The following is a 16,847-nucleotide window of genomic DNA, read 5'->3' as shown; positions in this document are numbered from 1 at the left end:
AACAGTGTGATGATAAAATAGGCCGCTTTACGATCACCACTGACTAAACCATGTCCAAGCTGGTCCAACTCGTGTTGTCCTTGCTGGCGCGTTTGCCGCTGTCGTGGCTGCAATGTCTCGGCGCCATTCTGGGGCGGCTTACTTACCTTTCATCCCCCCGCTACGCAGAGCGGATGAGAAGTAATCTGGCGTCGAGTAAAATCTGTGAAAATTATCAGGTTTTACAAGGACTAGTCAAACAATCCGCACTGGAAACCGGTAAAGGTGCATTGGAATTGTCAATAGCCTGGTGCCGGGAGCCCGAAGACATTGCCGCACTGGTAAAAGCCTGCCATGGCTGGGAGCATGTGGAACGTGCTTTGCAGGCTGGTCACGGCATTGTTTTTGTCACCCCGCACCTGGGCAGCTATGACATTGCCGGGCGTTACATCAGCTCACGTCTGCCCTTTCCGCTGACCGCCATGTACCGTCCTCCCAAGCTGACCTGGCTGGAGCCGGTGATGCAGGCAGGCCGCGCCCGTGGCAAGGGCAAGACTGCACCGGCAACCGGTGCCGGCGTGCGCATTCTGATGAAAGCGTTGAAATCGGGCGAAGCCACCATCATTCTGCCCGATCAGGTTCCCGGCAACGGCGAAGGGGTGTGGGCTCCATTTTTTGGCAAACCCGCCTACACCATGAGCCTGGTGCCGCGGCTGGCACAGGTTGCCGGTGTGGAGGTGTTGTTTTTCGTCGGTGAGCGCCTGCCCCGCGGTGAAGGCTTTGTTGTGCATATCGAAGCCATGCCGCAGCCTTTCAGTGGTGACAAGGACGCTGACTGTGCGCTGCTGAACCAGACCGTGGAGAATCTGATCCGCCGCTTTCCCAGCCAGTACCTGTGGAGCTACAACCGTTACAAATGCCCGGCAGGTGTCACTCCGCCGGACCATCAGCAAGGAAACCCATGAAGATTGCTTTTGCCCTGTTATGGCTGATTCGCCTGCTGCCCATGTGGGCCATCGGCATGCTGGCTGATGCCCTTGGCCTGCTTGCTTATCATCTGGCGGCCGATCGCCGCAAGGTTGGCCTTACCAATCTGCGGCTTTGCTTTCCGCAGATGAGCGAAAAAGAGCGCGAACGGCTGATCAAGGCCAATTTTGGCTACATGATCCGCCTTGCACTTGAGTATGGTGTGGCATGGTGGAGTTCTGCCGAGCGCATCCGCAAGCTGGTCACCATCAAGAATCTGCACATCGTGGAGGAGCTGCGCGCCAAGGGTGAGGATGTGATCCTGTTTTACCCGCACTTTGTCGGCTTCGAGATGTGTGTTTTCGCGCTGAACCAGGTGCTGCCGCTGGTGAGCGTTTATTCGCAGCAAAAGAACGATACGCTGGATGCCCAGATCTATGCTGGCCGCCAGCGCTATAACAATTGCTATATCGTGCCGCGCAATGAAGGCCTGCGTTCCATCATCAAGGCCATGCGCAAGGAACACACCCCTTTCCTCTACCTGCCCGATCAGGACTTCGGGGTGCGCGATTCAGTGTTTGTGAAATTTTTCGAGAAGGATGCCGCCACCATTACCGGACTGTCGCGCATCAGCAAACTGGCGCGCGCCCGGGTGGTCCCGTTAATTGCGCGGCGCGTAGGCAATCGCTTCGAGCTGGAATTCTACCCCGCGTGGGAAAACTACCCGACTGATGATGTGGTGGCCGATACACGGCGCATGAATGCCTTTCTGGAAGAGCGTATTCGCGAGATACCCGACCAGTACTTCTGGCTGCACAAGCGTTTTAAAAACCGCCCGGAAGGCGAAGCACGCGTCTATTGATGACGGTATTACGCTGAACCAGATCACACCCGGCGCAAGCCGGGTTTTTTCTGCCTGCCCTACGACACCAGTCCCCACCGCTTATTGGCTGCACACGCATTGTTGTGCTGGTGATGCTTGCGCTGCGCCGGCCTGCCGCAACATGCCAATAGTGCGCTGCAGCCCGCATCCACATAAAAAAACCCGGCCAAGGCCGGGTTTTGCTTTCACATTTGATGGCGTTTAACTGCCGCGCTTTTTCCAGAACATCTGGTAGACGAAACCTGGAAAAGCAAAGACCAGAAACAAAGCGATGGTGGTGACATAAAACTGCCAGTGCTGCTGCTGGACCGGCATCTGCTTGGCCTCAAGAAAACGGGCAAACAGACCAACCAACAGAAACAGCAGCGCCATTTCCAGCAGACGCCAACCAAAATGCTTGTTGGCAATCGGCAGCACCCCTGCCAGACGCGAGGTCAGGAATGGCAGGTTTGCCGCCAGAAAGGCGATAATCAGCAAGGTGACAACACTGGCTTGCATATGCAGGACTTTCGCTTAGATTACTGTCAGCGATTGTTTCATCGCTTGCAGGCAGAGCACGATTACACGCTCCGGTACCACACCCAGCACCAGTAGGGCGATGGCATTGACCGACAACACCAGCTTCATGTCGGCACGCATCACGATGGCGGAGCTGTCCTGTGCTTCATCAAAGTAGATGTTCTTCACTACACGCAGGTAGTAGAAAGCACCAATCAGCGACATCATCACGGCAATAATGGCCAGCCAATACAGGTGAATGTCCACAATCGCCTTGATGACGGCAAATTTGGCATAGAAACCAGCCAGCGGCGGCACACCTGCCATGGAGAACATGGTCAGCAGCATCAGCAGTGCATACCAGCTGTTGCGGCTGTTCAGGCCCTTCAGATCATCCAGGGTTTCGCATTCAAAGCCGGCACGGGACAAGCCCAGCAGCATGCCGAAGCTGACCATGGACATCAGCACGTAGATCAGGGAATAGAACAGTGCTGCGGCATAGCCATCCGGCGTACCGGCCAGCAGGCCCAGCAGCAGGAAACCCATGTGCGAAATGGTGGAGTACGCCAGCATGCGCTTGATATTGGTCTGGGCAATGGCAGTAATGTTACCGATGGCCATCGACAGCACGGCCACCAGCGCCAGCATCGCTTGCCAGTCAGCCACCATGGCTTCCAGGCCCTGTACCAGAATACGCAGTACAAAGACGAAGGCAGCCAGCTTGGGAGCAGCACCCACCATCAAAGTAACCGCGGTTGCCGAACCTTGGTACACATCCGGAACCCACATGTGGAACGGTACGGCACCCAGCTTGAAGCACAAGCCAGCCACGATGAACACCAGACCAAACACCAGCAGCATGTCATTGGCGGTATGCGCCTTGACTGCCTTGGCAACCAGCGTCAGATCAAGCGTGCCAGTGGCACCGTAGATCATGGAAATACCGTACAGCAGCAAGCCGGAGGCCAACGCGCCGAGCACGAAATATTTCATGGCCGACTCGGTTGCCTTCACCGAATCGCGTTGCAGTGCAATCAGCGAATACAGCGACAGCGACAGCAGCTCCAGGCCCATGTACAGCGACACAAAGCTGGATGCGGACACCATGAAGTTCATACCCAGCAAGGCAAACAGTGCCAGGGAGAAGAACTCGCCGCGCAACAGGCCGCGGTCAGCAATGTACTGACGGCTGTATACCAGAACGATGGCGGTACTGCCGTACATGGCCAGCTTTACCAGACTGGACAGCGCATCGCTGACAAACATGCCGGAGAAGGTATGCACTGGCACTGCCGTGTAGGTTTGCACCTGCAAAACGGCACAGCCTGCCAACGTCAGCAAGGCGAGGCCGTAGTGCAGGCCACGCTTTGCATCCGAGATAAAGGCATCGAGCATGAGGATGACCAGAATTGCCCCGGACATAAACAGTTCGGGCAATGCAGGCATCAGGTTCAGATCAGCCCAATTCATTATGTTTTCCTTATGGCCTTAGCTTAGAGCTTGGTCTGCGCAACATGCGCAATCAGGTCATTCACCGACAGGTGCATCTTCTCGACGAAGCCTTGCGGATACAGACCCATGCCCAGCACTGCAATGGCCAGAACGACCAGCACCAGGAACTCGCGTTTGTTCACGTCAGCCATTTCTTCAACGTGATGATTGCTCACCTCGCCAAAGATCACCCGCTTGTACATCCACAGGGTGTAAGCAGCGCCGAAGATCAGGGTGGTGGCAGCCAGTGCGGCATACCAGAAGTTCACCTGTACCGCGCCCATGATCACCATGAACTCACCGGCAAAACCGGAAGTCGCCGGCAGACCGGAGTTGGCCATGGCAAACAGCATCATGAAGGCAGCAAAAATCGGCATCTTGTTGGCCACGCCACCGTAATCGGCGATGTTGCGGCTGTGTACGCGGTCATACATCACACCGATGCAGAAGAACATGCCGGCAGATACGAAACCGTGCGACACCATCTGTACCAGCGCACCTTCAACCGCCCACTGGTTCAGATGCGAACCGGTGAACATGAACATGCCCAGCGTGACAAAGCCCATGTGAGAAATGGAGGAGTAAGCCACCAGTTTCTTCATATCGGTCTGCACCAGCGCTACCAGGCCGATGTACACCACAGCCACCAGCGACAGGGCCACCATGATCCACGACAGTTCACGTGCAGCATCCGGCAGGATGGGCAGGGCAAACCGCAGGAAGCCGTAAGCACCGATCTTCAGGGTGATGGCAGCCAGCACCATGGAACCGCCAGTCGGCGCTTCCACGTGAGCATCCGGCAACCAGGTATGCACCGGCCACATCGGTACCTTCACGGCAAACGACAGGAAGAAGGCGATGAACAGCAGGATCTGCACATTCAGCGGAATCTTGGCAATCGCCTGGAAGGCCTGGATGTCGAAAGTCTTGCCAGCCTGGAAGTACAGGTAGATCAAGGCAACCAGCATCAGCAGCGAACCGAGCAGGGTGTACAGGAAGAACTTGAAGGATGCATACACACGACGCGGACCACCCCAGACACCGATGATCAGGTACATCGGGATCAGCATGCCTTCAAAGAAGACATAGAACAGGATGGCATCCAACGCGGCAAATGCACCGTTGATCAGGCCGGACATGATCAGGAAGGCTGCCATGTACTGGGACTGGCGCTTCTTGATGACTTCCCAGCCCGCCAGCACCACCATCAGGGTGGTGAAGCTGTTGAGGATGACAAACAGCATGGAAATGCCATCAACACCCAGATGGTACTGGATACCGAAGGAGGCAATCCACGGCTTCACTTCCTCGAACTGCATGCCGCCGTTCAGGTTGTCAAAGCCGGTAAACAGCGGCAGGGACAACAGAAAACCGATCAGGGCACCGGCTACGGCGACCCAGCGAGCCAAGGTGGCCCGTTGGTCTCCTCCCGTAGCCAGTACCAGCAACCCGGCCACGATGGGGGCCCAGATCACCAGACTTAACTGATTTGTGAACATAGTCAAAACCTAAGTAGTTATTCCAATTCCAGAGGTCTGGGCCTTAGCGCAGGATGATCTGTGAGAACCACAGCGTCATCAGAGCCAGCACGCCAATGATCATTGTCATGGCATAACTGTAGATGAAGCCGGTCTGCAGCTTGCGTACCACTCTGGAGAAGGTTCCCACCAGCTTGGCTGCACCATTCACCACCAGGCCGTCAATCAGCAGCATGTCGCCCACCTTCCAGAAGAAGGTACCCAGAGCACGCGAGCCCTTGGCAAACACGGCGAAATACAGTTCGTCCAGGTAGTACTTATTTTCCAGGATCTGGTTCACGAAGCTGAACTTCTGCTTGATGGCAGCCGGAATCTGCGGTGCCTTCATGTAGAAGAACCAGGCAGTCACCACACCAGCCAGGGCCAGCAGGAAGGGCAGCGAAGTGAAGGCATGCACGCCCATGGCTACCGAGCCGTGGAATTCATGCGCCAATTCTTCCAGTGCCGGGTGTGCTTCACTGTTGATGGTGATCACGCCCTTGAAGAAGGAACCGTACAGCAGCGGCTCGATGGCAAAGAAGCCCACCAGCACCGACGGAATGGCCAGCAATACCAGCGGCAGGGTCACGACCCACGGCGACTCATGCGGCTTGTCGTTCGGACCCAGGCCATGATGATGGTCGTGATCGTCATGACCATGGTGATGGTCGTCCTTTTTCTCCATCCAGCGTTCCTTGCCATGGAAAACCAGGAAGTACATGCGGAAGGAGTAGAAGGCGGTGACGAATACACCGGCAATCACCGCGAAGTAGGCAAAACCGGCTGCCGGCAGATGCGACAGTTGTACCGCTTCGATGATGGAGTCCTTGGAGTAGAAGCCGGAGAAGAACGGCGTACCGATCAGCGCCAACGAACCGAGCAGCGAAGTCAGCCAGGTAATCGGCATGTACTTGCGCAGGCCACCCATATTGCGCATGTCCTGATCATGGTGCATGCCCATGATGACGGAACCGGCGCCAAGGAACAGCAAGGCCTTGAAGAAGGCGTGGGTCATCACGTGGAACATGGCCACCGGATAGGCAGACACGCCCAGCGCCACGGTCATGTAACCCAGCTGCGACAGCGTGGAGTAAGCCACCACACGCTTGATGTCGTTTTGCACGATGCCAAGGAAGCCCATGAACAAGGCAGTGATGGAACCAGCCACCAGCACCACGTTCAGCGCGGTATCCGACATTTCAAACAGCGGGCTCATGCGCGATACCATGAAGATACCGGCGGTCACCATGGTTGCCGCGTGAATCAGCGCGGAGATCGGGGTCGGGCCTTCCATCGAATCCGGCAGCCACACGTGCAGCGGGAACTGTGCCGACTTACCCATCGCGCCGATGAACAGCAGGATGCAGGTGACGGTCAGCAGCGACCAGTCACAGCCAGGAATGATCTGGATGGTCTTGTTGGCCAGTGCCGGCGCAGCAGCAAATACATCGCTGTAGTTCAGCGAGCCACCGAAGTAGGCCAGTACCAGACCGATACCCAGCAGGAAACCGAAGTCACCCACCCGGTTAACCAGAAATGCCTTGAGGTTGGCATAGATGGCGGTCGGACGCTTGAACCAGAAGCCGATCAAGAGGTAGGACACCAGGCCCACGGCTTCCCAACCGAAGAATAGCTGGATGAAGTTGTTGCTCATCACCAGCATCAGCATCGAGAAGGTAAACAGCGAGATGTAGCTGAAGAAGCGCTGATAGCCAGGGTCTTCCTGCATGTAGCCGATGGTGTAGATATGCACCATCAGCGACACAAAGGTCACCACGACCAGCATCATTGCCGTCAGCGAGTCCACCAGGAAGCCGACGGAGAACTCATAGCCCCCTACCGTCAGCCAGGTGTAGACCGGCGCGTTGAAAACTTCAGCCTGCCCCGTGAGGAAGGCATAAAGTACCTTGAAGGACAGGGCTGCCGAGACTGCCACGCCGAGAATGGTCACGACGTGGGAAGCGCGGCGGCCGATTGCCCATCCAAACAAGCCTGCGATGATGGACCCCACCAGAGGTGAGAGCGCTATCAGCAGGTATAAGCTTTTCATATCCATGCTTGTGTGCTTTGTAGTTTGGTAACCGGTTTGCCTTAGCCCTTGAGGCTGCCCAGGTCTTCAACGTTGATGGTCCGCATATTGCGGAACAGCACCACCAGAATGGCCAAGCCAATGGCGGATTCTGCCGCTGCTACCGTCAGGATGAAGAACACGAAAATCTGGCCTGCTGTATCGGACAGGTAATGCGAGAAGGCAATGAAATTGAAATTCACTGCCAGCAGCATCAGTTCGATGGCCATCAACAGCACGATCAGGTTCTTCCGGTTCAGGAAAATCCCCAGCACGCTGATGGCAAACAGGATTGCGGCCAGCACCAGGAAGTGAGTTAGTGTCAGCACATTTCCTCCCTTATGTTGTTCGGCCGTCAGGCCTGTTGCTCACCGGACTCGGCAGTATCGGCCGCTTCCACGTTTTTCTCGGCTTGCATCTTCACGATGCGTACACGGTCCTGACTGCGAACCTTGACCTGATCGCCGGCATCCACCACCTTGGTATCCTTGCGGTTACGCTGGGTCAGACCAATGGCGGCCACCATGGCCACCAGCAGCACAATAGCAGCCAGCTCGAACGGCAGCAGGTAGGTGGTGTACAACTGACGACCCAGTACCTTCACATTGCTGGCATCGGCTGCCAGTGCGGCACCGGCTTTGTAATCAGCCAGGCCGGTGTGCGGGTTGGTCAGGATCAGTACCATTTCGAAAGCCATGATGAGGCCGACAGTTGCCGCCACCGGCAAATTGCGCCAGAAACCCTCACGCAATTGCTCGATATTGATGTCCAGCATCATCACCACAAACAGGAACAGCACCATCACCGCGCCCACATAAACCAGTACCAGGGTAATGGCCAGGAACTCGGACTGCAGCAGCAGCCAGTGTCCGGAGCTGGTGAAGAAGGCCAGTACCAGATACAGCACGGCGTGTACCGGGTTCTTGGCAGTGACCACCCGAACCGCCGCAAACAGCAGAATGGCGGACAGGATGTAGAAAATAACCGTAGTCATGCTCATGAGGCCCCCTTAACGGTACTTGGCATCGGCTGCCTTGTTGGCAGCGATTTCGGCCTCGTACTTGTCACCCACCGCCAACAGCATCGGCTTGGTGTAGTAGAGGTCGCCACGTTTTTCACCGTGGTATTCGAAGATGTGCGTTTCGACGATGGCATCAACCGGGCATGCTTCCTCGCAGAAACCGCAGAAGATGCACTTGGTCAGGTCGATGTCGTAACGCGAGGTACGGCGGGTGCCGTCTTCACGCTGTTCCGACTCGATCGAAATCGCCATTGCCGGGCACACCGCCTCGCACAACTTACAGGCAATGCAACGCTCCTCACCGTTGGCGTAGCGACGCTGCGCATGCAGGCCGCGGAAGCGCGGGGAGATCGGCGTCTTCTCTTCCGGAAACTGCACGGTGATCTTGCGGGCAAAGAAATAACGCCCGGTCAGCATCAGACCCTTGACCAGTTCCACCAGCAGGAAGGTTTTGAAAAAGTTGCGAATCGTATCCATGTTCTTTACCTATCCCCTCAGTTCCACAGCGACAGCGGGGTCATCATCCAGATACCCAGGACCAGGATCCACACCAGGGTAACCGGGATGAACACTTTCCAGCCCAGACGCATGATCTGGTCATAGCGATAACGCGGGAACGTCGCGCGGAACCACAGGAAGCAGAACAGCACAAACGCCATCTTCATGGCCAGCCAGAAGAAGCCACCGGCACCCAGCAGGCCCCAGCTTGCCGGGAAGGGCGACAGCCAGCCTCCCAGGAACAGGATGGAAGTCAGGGCGGAAACCAGAATCATGTTGGCGTATTCGGCGAGGAAGAACACGGCGAATGCCATGCCGGAGTATTCCACGTGGAAACCGGCCACGATTTCGGATTCACCTTCGGCCACGTCAAACGGGGCACGGTTGGTTTCGGCCACACCGGAGATCAGGTAGACGATGAACAGCGGGAACAGCGGCAGCCAGTTCCAGGAGAACAGCGAACCACCTGCCATGCCGTGTGCTTGCTGTTTGACGATGTCAACCAGGTTCAGGCTGCTGGACACCATCAGTACGCCAACCAGGGCAAAGCCCATTGCCAGTTCGTAAGAAACGATCTGGGCAGCGGAACGCATTGCACCAAGGAAGGAATACTTGGAGTTACCGGCCCAGCCGGCCACGATGATGCCGTATACACCGATGGAGGACAGCGCCAGGATGTACAGCAAGGAGGCGTTGATATTGGCCAGCACCAGCGTATCGCTGAAAGGAACCACCGCCCAGGCAGCCAGTGCCGGGCCGATGGCCAGCACCGGCGCCAGCAGGAACAAGCCCTTGCTGGACTGCGTCGGCAGGATGATTTCCTTCATCAACAGCTTGATGCCGTCAGCCAGCGGTTGCAGCAGGCCCAGCGGACCAACCCGGTTAGGGCCGATACGGATCTGCATGAAACCAATGACCTTGCGCTCGGCATAGGTCAGATAAGCGACGGCAATCATCATCGGTGCCACGATGGCGATGATTTTCAGCAAGGTCCACACCGTGAGCCCCGCTTCATTACCGAGAATGCTTTGCAAGAACTCCATGTTTTACCCCTGTGAAAGCGCGATGGAATCGAACATGCCACCCAGACCAGCGGTCAGCGGGTGAGCCGTTGCCAGACGCACCGTATCAGCCGGCAGACTGTCGTCGGCCTCAACCAGCACCTTCAGCTCGCCATTACCCTGACGCAGCAGGGCCTGGGAACCGGCAGCCACGTTCAGGCTGGCCAGCAGGCTGGAGTGCGCGGTGGCAACCGGTGCAGCTGCATCCGCAGTCTTTTGCAAGGACGGCGCGCGGCGGCAGATGGCATCCGCCTGGTACAGCGGCACTTCGCCAATGCGTACCAGACCGGTGGTCACGGCTGCATTGATGCTCACATCGCCCAGTGCATTGTTGAAGGCAGATTCGATGGAACCCTTGGCCAGCAATTCGGCACGGACTTCTTCGGCACTGTTCTGCTCGAAGCCGGTCAGGCCCAGCATATTACCCAGCACACGCAGTACCTTCCAGGCCGGACGGGTTTCACCCAGCGGACGAACGACACCATTGAAGGACTGCAGCTTGCCTTCCATGTTGACGAAGGAACCGGCGGTCTCGGAGAACGGTGCAACGGGCAACAGCACGTCGGCGTAATCCAGCAGGCCAGCGCCCTTGTAGGCGGTCAGCGCAATCACGGTGGCAGCCTGTTTCATGGCGGCTACCGCAGCTTGCGGGTTGTAGCTGTCGGACTCGACTTCGGTGTTGAGCAGGAAGTAAGCCTTGCGCGGCGCGGCAATCATCGCAGCAGCGTTCAGACCAGCAGTGGCCGCGGCACCAAAGGCGGCACGGTGCGGCAAGGCACCTGCCAGTTCAGCACCGGTGCTGTTGGCAGCTTCAGCCAGCAGGCCGAAACGTGCGCCGGTCAGCGCGGAGATTTCCTGCGCCAGCTTCAGCAGTTGGGCGAAGGCTGGATGGTGTTGCGCCACATTGCCCAGCACGATGGCAGCCGATTCGGCTCCGCTCAGGCTGGCGGCAATGGCTTGCGCCTCGGCACCAACAGTCACGGCAGCCAGATCGATGGCGGTTTGAGCGGACTTGAGCTCAATCACAGCCTTCAGCACCTGGGCCAGCGCGTTGACCAGCGCCAGCGGCGATACGATCAGCTTGGCATTGACTGCGGTCAGCAGCGCATCGTCAGTCACATGGATGACGTTGAGCGCACTGCCCTTCTTCACGGCCTGACGCAGGCGCGAAGCCAGCAGCGGCTGTTCCTTACGCTGAGTGCTGCCCACCACCAGGATGGACTTGGCCGTGGTCAGCTCGACAATGCTGGAACCCAGCCATTGCGCGCCTTGCTGGGCGGCATCGGCCGAGAAGTCGCTGCGACGCAGACGGTAGTCGATATTGTTGACACCAAAGCTACGTGCCAGCTTTTGCGCCAGATACAGTTCTTCGGTGGTGGAATGCGGACTGGTGAGGAAGCCGATGGCATCCTTGCCGTGATCGGCGGATACGCCGTTCAGGCCCTTGACCACGTAGGCCAGTGCGGTTTCCCAGTCGGTTTCGTGCCACTTGCCGTCAAACTTGATCATCGGCTTTTGCAGACGCTCGGCCGAATTCAGGCCTTCATACGAGAAGCGGTCGCGGTCGGCGATCCAGCATTCGTTGATGGCTTCGTTTTCCAGCGGCAGCACACGCATCACTTCGTTGGACTTCACCTGAACGATCAGGTTGGAACCCAGACCATCGTGCGGGCTGACCGACTTGCGGCGGGACAACTCCCAAGCACGGGTGGTGTAGCGGAAAGGCTTGGAAGTCAGCGCGCCAACCGGGCAGAGGTCGATGACGTTGCCGGAGATTTCCGAATTAACGGTCTTGCCCAGGTAGGGCATGATTTCCGAGAATTCGCTACGGTTGGCCATGCCGATTTCCTGGAAGCCGCCGATTTCTTCGGTGAAGCGCACGCAGCGGGTGCAATGAATGCAGCGCGACATTTCCTCAGCCGATACCAGCGGGCCCATGTCCTTGCCCACCACGGTGCGCTTTTCTTCCTGATAGCGCGAAGTGGAGTTGCCATAGCCCACGGCCAGATCCTGCAGCTGGCACTCACCGCCCTGGTCGCAGATCGGGCAATCCAGCGGGTGGTTGATCAGCAGGAATTCCATCACGCCGGCTTGCGCCTTCTTGGCCATGTCGGAATGGGTATGCACCTTCATGCCATCGGTCACCGGCGTAGCGCAGGCGGGCAGCGGCTTGGGTGCCTTTTCCACTTCAACCAGACACATGCGGCAGTTGGCCGCGATGGACAGTTTCTTGTGGTAGCAGAAGTGAGGGATGTGCGTACCCACGGAATGGGCGGCATCCATCACGGTACTGCCTTGCGGGACAGTCAGTTTTTTACCGTCGATTTCGATTTCAAGCATCGCTCAACACCATTTGTGGTCCACCAAGGGCTTCTTGTGTTCGATCAGATACTCGAACTCATTGCGGAAGTGCTTGGTGAAACTGCGAACCGGGAACACGGCAGCATCTGCCAGTGCACAGATGGTACGGCCGGCCATGTTATTGCCTACCGAATCCAGGAGCTCCAGATCACCCGGACGGCCTTCGCCGTTGGCGATGCGATGGATCACCTTGTACAGCCAGCCGGTGCCTTCACGGCACGGCGTACACTGGCCGCAGGACTCTTCGTGATAGAAGTAGGCCAGTCGCTCCAGCGCCTTGACCATGCACACATCTTCATTCATCACGATGACAGCGCCAGAACCCAGCATGGAGCCGGCCTTGGAGATGCTGTCGTAGTCCATCGTGCATTGCATCATGACGTCGCCAGGCAAGACCGGAGCGGACGAACCACCCGGAATCACTGCCTTGAGCTTTTTGCCATCACGCATGCCGCCTGCCATTTCCAGCAGTACCGAGAACGGGGTGCCCAGCGGAATCTCGTAATTGCCCGGACGATTCACGTGACCGGATACCGAGAACAGCTTGGTACCGCCATTGTTCGGCTTGCCCGCTTCCAGGAACTTCTGTGCACCATCACGAATGATGAAAGGCACGGAGGCGAAGGACTCGGTGTTGTTGATGGTGGTCGGCTTGCCGTACAGACCGAAGCTGGCCGGGAACGGCGGCTTGAAGCGCGGCTGGCCTTTTTTGCCTTCCAGCGATTCGAGCAGCGCGGTTTCTTCACCGCAGATGTAGGCGCCATAACCATGGTGGGCGAACAGATCGAAGCTGAAGTCGCTGCCGAGGATGTTCTTGCCCAGGAAACCTGCCTGGCGGGCTTCATCCAGTGCGGCTTCGAACAGTTCGTACTCTTCGAAGATTTCACCGTGGATGTAGTTGTAGCCAGCCTTGGTACCCATGGCGTAGCCGGCGATGATCATGCCTTCGATCAGCGCATGCGGATTGAAACGCAGGATGTCGCGGTCCTTGAAGGTACCCGGCTCGCCCTCGTCGGTGTTGCACACCACGTATTTGTCGCCGGGGAAAGAGCGCGGCATGAAGCTCCACTTCAGGCCGGTGGGGAAGCCCGCACCGCCACGGCCGCGCAGACCGGAATTTTTCACTTCAGCGATCACATCCTCTTGCGGCATCTTGGATTCGATGATGCGACGCAGGGCCTGGTAGCCGCCACGGGCCACGTAGGCCTCCAGCTTCCAGCAGTCCTGCGCAGAGGTGTCTACGCCGTCGAAAATCACACCATTGACGAAGATTGCCATCAGTTCAGCTCCGCCAGTTTCTTGTCGATTGCTTCGGGCGTCATGAAGCTGCACATCTTGTGGTTGTTCACCAGCAAGACCGGCGCATCGCCGCAGGCTCCCATGCACTCCCCTTCCAGCAAGGTGTACTTGCCGTCAGCGCTGGTTTCGCCAATGGCGATGCCCAGTTTCTTGGAGATGTACTCGGCAGCATTCACGCCACCGGACAGGGCACAGGGCAGATTGGTGCAGACGGTGATCTTGTACTTGCCCACCGGCTTCATGTCGTACATGTTGTAGAAGGTGGCCACTTCGTAGGCCGCTACCGGCGGAATCTGCAGGTAGTTGGCAACGAATTCGATCACCTCGGTATTCAGGCAGCGCTCTTCCGGTGTCTTGCCGGTTTCACGGCGCTCCACCAGGGCGATGCGCAGTGCGCCCATGACCGCCGAACGAGCCTGGTCTGCCGGATATTTGGCGACTTCGCGGTCGATGGCGGCGAGTGATTGTGCGGATAGCATTAGCGGTCAATCTCCCCAAACACGATATCCTGGGTACCGATGATGGCCACCACGTCGGCAATCATGTGGCCTTTTGCCATTTCATCCAGCGCAGCCAGATGGACAAAGCCCGGAGCGCGGATTTTCAGTCGGTACGGTTTGTTGGCACCGTCGGATACCAGATAGATACCGAACTCTCCCTTCGGATGCTCTACCGCGGCATAGGCTTCGCCTTCCGGCACATGCATGCCTTCGGTAAACAGTTTGAAGTGGTGAATCAGGTCTTCCATATTCGACTTCATGCCTTCACGGGAAGGCGGAGCCACTTTATGGTTGTCGGTGATGACCGGGCCGGGATTGTCACGCAGCCAGGCTACACATTGCTGGATGATGCGGTTGGACTGGCGCATTTCTTCCACGCGGACCAGGTAACGGTCGTAGCTGTCACCCTTCTTGCCCACCGGGATATCAAAGTCCAGACGATCATACACATCGTAAGGTTGCTTCTTGCGCAGGTCCCACTCGATGCCGGAACCACGCAGCATCGGGCCGGTGAAGCCCAGGTTCTTGGCACGTTCCGGGCTGACCACGCCGATATCCACGGTACGCTGCTTCCAGATACGGTTATCGGTCAGCAGGGTTTCGTATTCGTCAACGTAGGTCGGGAAGCGCTTGGTGAAGTCGTCGATGAAGTCCAGCATGGAACCCTTGCGGCCTTCGTTCAGGCGCGCCAGTTCCTTGGCGTTCTTGATTTTGGATACGGTGTACTGCGGCATGGAATCCGGCAGATCACGGTACACACCACCCGGACGGAAATAGGCGGCATGCATGCGGGCACCGGACACGGCTTCGTAGCAGTCCATCAGATCCTCACGCTCACGGAAGGCGTACAGGAACATGGTCATGGCACCGATATCCAGCGCATGCGCACCAATCCACAGCAGGTGGTTCAGGATGCGGGTGATTTCAGCAAACATCACACGGATGTATTGCGCACGCAGCGGCACTTCGATTTGCAGCAGCTTTTCGATGGCCAGGCAGTAGGCGTGCTCGTTGCACATCATGGATACGTAGTCGAGACGATCCATATACGGCAAAGACTGGATGAAAGTCTTGCTTTCAGCCAGTTTTTCGGTACCGCGGTGCAAGAGGCCGATATGCGGGTCGGCACGCTGGATGACTTCACCATCCAGCTCCAGCACCAGACGCAATACACCGTGCGCTGCCGGGTGCTGAGGACCAAAGTTCAGCGTGTAGTTACGGATCTCAGCCACCGTAGTTCTCCTCACGAATGATGCGCGGAGTGATTTCGCGCGGTTCGATGGTGACCGGCTGGTAGATCACGCGCTGCTGGGTCGGGTCGTAACGCATTTCGACATGACCGGACAGCGGGAAATCCTTGCGGAACGGATGGCCGACAAAGCCATAGTCGGTCAGGATGCGACGCAGGTCGGGATGACCTTCGAACACGATGCCGAACAGGTCGAAAGCTTCACGCTCGAACCAGTTGGCCGCATTCCAGATGGGGTTGACCGAAGCGAGCAGCGGGAAACTGTCGTCTTCGGCAAATACGCGCAGACGGATACGGACATTGTGCTTGAGCGACAACAAATGGTAGACGACGGCAAAGCGCGGTCCATCCCATGGCTCATCGCGGTAGGCGCTGTAGTCCATACCGCACAGGTCGATCAATTGTTCGAAGGAAAGATCGGCATGATCACGCAGCGTGGTGGCTACGTCAGTCAGATTTGCCGCCTTGCAGACGATGGTCAGTTCATCGAGGGCCAGCGTGCTTGATACAAGCTTGTCGCCCAGCACACGCTCGACGACCGATCCCAGTGCTTCCATTTTCTTGGAGGCCATAAGTGCTTACCTTATCGGGCGATGGTAGAGGTGCGTTTGATCTTGTTCTGCAACTGGATGATGCCATACAGCAGTGCTTCGGCAGTCGGCGGACAGCCCGGCACATAGACATCCACCGGCACGATGCGATCACAGCCACGGACGACAGAATAGGAGTAGTGGTAGTAGCCACCACCGTTGGCACAGGAACCCATGGAAATGACCCAGCGCGGCTCTGCCATCTGGTCATACACCTTGCGCAGCGCCGGTGCCATCTTGTTGCACAGCGTACCAGCCACAATCATCAGGTCAGACTGACGGGGACTGGGACGGAAAACGATGCCGAAACGGTCCAGGTCGTAACGCGCGGCACCGGCATGCATCATCTCCACCGCACAGCAGGCCAGACCAAAAGTCATCGGCCACAGCGAACCGGTCCGGGTGTAGTTGATGAGCTTGTCGGCTGTCGTGGTCACGAAGCCTTTTTCCAGAATACCTTCTACTCCCATTCCAGCGCTCCCTTTTTCCACATGTAGACGAAGCCCAGCGTCAGCACCGCCAGGAACTCCACCATTACACCAAAGCCATAGACACCCAGCTCTTTCAGGACCACAGCCCAGGGAAACAGAAATGCAATTTCCAGATCGAACAGGATGAACAGAATGGCGATGAGGTAGTAGCGAACGTCAAACTTCATGCGCGCGTCTTCGAAGGCCTCGAATCCACACTCATAAGGAGAGAGTTTCTCAGGGTCGGGACGATTGGGTGCGAGGACCTTACCAAGAACGATAGGACCCACGCCGACCAGCAAACCGACGATGACAAACAACAGAATGGGAAAATAATTTTGCAGCATTTCCCGTACACCCCCAAAAAAAGGAGGAATTACCCTCCTTGGCTCCAAA

Annotated in this window: 17 protein-coding genes; 2 read left to right on the top strand and 15 right to left on the bottom strand. The window is 57.3% G+C overall.

Annotated features, from left to right (window positions below; genetic code table 11):
* The first annotated feature begins 50 nt into the window (after window positions 1-50).
* Window positions 51-944 carry a lysophospholipid acyltransferase family protein gene (locus tag DLM_RS00335; protein ID WP_089083802.1) on the top strand — a complete coding sequence of 298 codons (894 nt, stop codon included), beginning with the start codon at window positions 51-53 and terminating at the stop codon, window positions 942-944.
* The gene (locus tag DLM_RS00330) at window positions 941-1,807 is read left to right on the top strand and encodes a lipid A biosynthesis lauroyl acyltransferase (RefSeq protein ID WP_089083803.1); all 867 of its coding nucleotides are present in this window, start codon (window positions 941-943) and stop codon (window positions 1,805-1,807) included. Before DLM_RS00335 ends, DLM_RS00330 begins: the two co-directional genes overlap by 4 nt.
* Before the next feature lie 222 nt (window positions 1,808-2,029).
* Here DLM_RS00330 and DLM_RS00325 read toward each other — a convergent pair whose 3' ends face one another.
* Genes DLM_RS00325 through DLM_RS00255 form a run of 15 tightly spaced genes read right to left on the bottom strand, consistent with a single transcriptional unit; the run spans window position 2,030 to window position 16,798 of the window.
* Window positions 2,030-2,326, bottom strand: a complete 297-nt coding sequence (locus tag DLM_RS00325) for a DUF2818 family protein (protein ID WP_089083804.1) — start codon at window positions 2,324-2,326, stop codon at window positions 2,030-2,032.
* Between the two features lie 15 nt (window positions 2,327-2,341).
* Window positions 2,342-3,796, bottom strand: coding sequence for an NADH-quinone oxidoreductase subunit NuoN (gene nuoN, locus DLM_RS00320; RefSeq protein ID WP_089083805.1), 1,455 nt, complete (start codon window positions 3,794-3,796; stop codon window positions 2,342-2,344).
* 23 nt (window positions 3,797-3,819) lie between these two features.
* Window positions 3,820-5,316, bottom strand: a complete 1,497-nt coding sequence (locus tag DLM_RS00315) for an NADH-quinone oxidoreductase subunit M (protein WP_089083806.1) — start codon at window positions 5,314-5,316, stop codon at window positions 3,820-3,822.
* A gap of 43 nt (window positions 5,317-5,359) precedes the next feature.
* A complete protein-coding gene (gene nuoL, locus DLM_RS00310) occupies window positions 5,360-7,390 on the bottom strand; it encodes an NADH-quinone oxidoreductase subunit L (RefSeq protein WP_089083807.1) in 2,031 nt (676 codons plus the stop codon).
* Between the two features lie 35 nt (window positions 7,391-7,425).
* A complete protein-coding gene (gene nuoK, locus DLM_RS00305; RefSeq protein WP_045847642.1) occupies window positions 7,426-7,731 on the bottom strand; it encodes an NADH-quinone oxidoreductase subunit NuoK in 306 nt (101 codons plus the stop codon).
* 26 nt (window positions 7,732-7,757) lie between these two features.
* Window positions 7,758-8,402, bottom strand: coding sequence for an NADH-quinone oxidoreductase subunit J (locus DLM_RS00300; protein WP_089083808.1), 645 nt, complete (start codon window positions 8,400-8,402; stop codon window positions 7,758-7,760).
* A 9-nt stretch (window positions 8,403-8,411) separates the two neighbouring features.
* The gene (nuoI, locus tag DLM_RS00295) at window positions 8,412-8,891 is read right to left on the bottom strand and encodes an NADH-quinone oxidoreductase subunit NuoI (protein WP_197077215.1); all 480 of its coding nucleotides are present in this window, start codon (window positions 8,889-8,891) and stop codon (window positions 8,412-8,414) included.
* Between the two features lie 26 nt (window positions 8,892-8,917).
* A complete protein-coding gene (gene nuoH / locus DLM_RS00290) occupies window positions 8,918-9,964 on the bottom strand; it encodes an NADH-quinone oxidoreductase subunit NuoH (RefSeq protein ID WP_089083809.1) in 1,047 nt (348 codons plus the stop codon).
* A gap of 3 nt (window positions 9,965-9,967) precedes the next feature.
* Window positions 9,968-12,322, bottom strand: coding sequence for an NADH-quinone oxidoreductase subunit NuoG (gene nuoG / locus DLM_RS00285; RefSeq protein ID WP_089083810.1), 2,355 nt, complete (start codon window positions 12,320-12,322; stop codon window positions 9,968-9,970).
* Between the two features lie 3 nt (window positions 12,323-12,325).
* Window positions 12,326-13,621 (bottom strand): NADH-quinone oxidoreductase subunit NuoF, encoded by a 1,296-nt coding sequence (gene nuoF, locus DLM_RS00280; protein WP_045847647.1) that lies wholly within the window; start codon window positions 13,619-13,621, stop codon window positions 12,326-12,328.
* Window positions 13,621-14,121 carry an NADH-quinone oxidoreductase subunit NuoE gene (gene nuoE / locus DLM_RS00275; protein WP_089083811.1) on the bottom strand — a complete coding sequence of 167 codons (501 nt, stop codon included), beginning with the start codon at window positions 14,119-14,121 and terminating at the stop codon, window positions 13,621-13,623. Before nuoE ends, nuoF begins: the two co-directional genes overlap by 1 nt.
* Window positions 14,121-15,374 carry an NADH-quinone oxidoreductase subunit D gene (locus DLM_RS00270; protein WP_089083812.1) on the bottom strand — a complete coding sequence of 418 codons (1,254 nt, stop codon included), beginning with the start codon at window positions 15,372-15,374 and terminating at the stop codon, window positions 14,121-14,123. The genes nuoE and DLM_RS00270 overlap by 1 nt, the downstream gene beginning before the upstream one ends.
* The gene (locus tag DLM_RS00265) at window positions 15,367-15,963 is read right to left on the bottom strand and encodes an NADH-quinone oxidoreductase subunit C (RefSeq protein WP_089083813.1); all 597 of its coding nucleotides are present in this window, start codon (window positions 15,961-15,963) and stop codon (window positions 15,367-15,369) included. The genes DLM_RS00270 and DLM_RS00265 overlap by 8 nt, the downstream gene beginning before the upstream one ends.
* 11 nt (window positions 15,964-15,974) lie before the next feature.
* Window positions 15,975-16,451, bottom strand: coding sequence for a NuoB/complex I 20 kDa subunit family protein (locus DLM_RS00260; protein WP_045847651.1), 477 nt, complete (start codon window positions 16,449-16,451; stop codon window positions 15,975-15,977).
* Window positions 16,442-16,798 (bottom strand): NADH-quinone oxidoreductase subunit A, encoded by a 357-nt coding sequence (locus tag DLM_RS00255; protein WP_089083814.1) that lies wholly within the window; start codon window positions 16,796-16,798, stop codon window positions 16,442-16,444. The genes DLM_RS00260 and DLM_RS00255 overlap by 10 nt, the downstream gene beginning before the upstream one ends.
* Window positions 16,799-16,847: the final 49 nt, after the last annotated feature.

Source organism: Aquitalea magnusonii (genome assembly GCF_002217795.2).
GTDB lineage: Bacteria > Pseudomonadota > Gammaproteobacteria > Burkholderiales > Chromobacteriaceae > Aquitalea > Aquitalea magnusonii_B.
The sequence above is the reverse complement of the archived record's forward strand: the minus strand, read 5'-3'. Positions and strand labels throughout refer to the sequence as shown.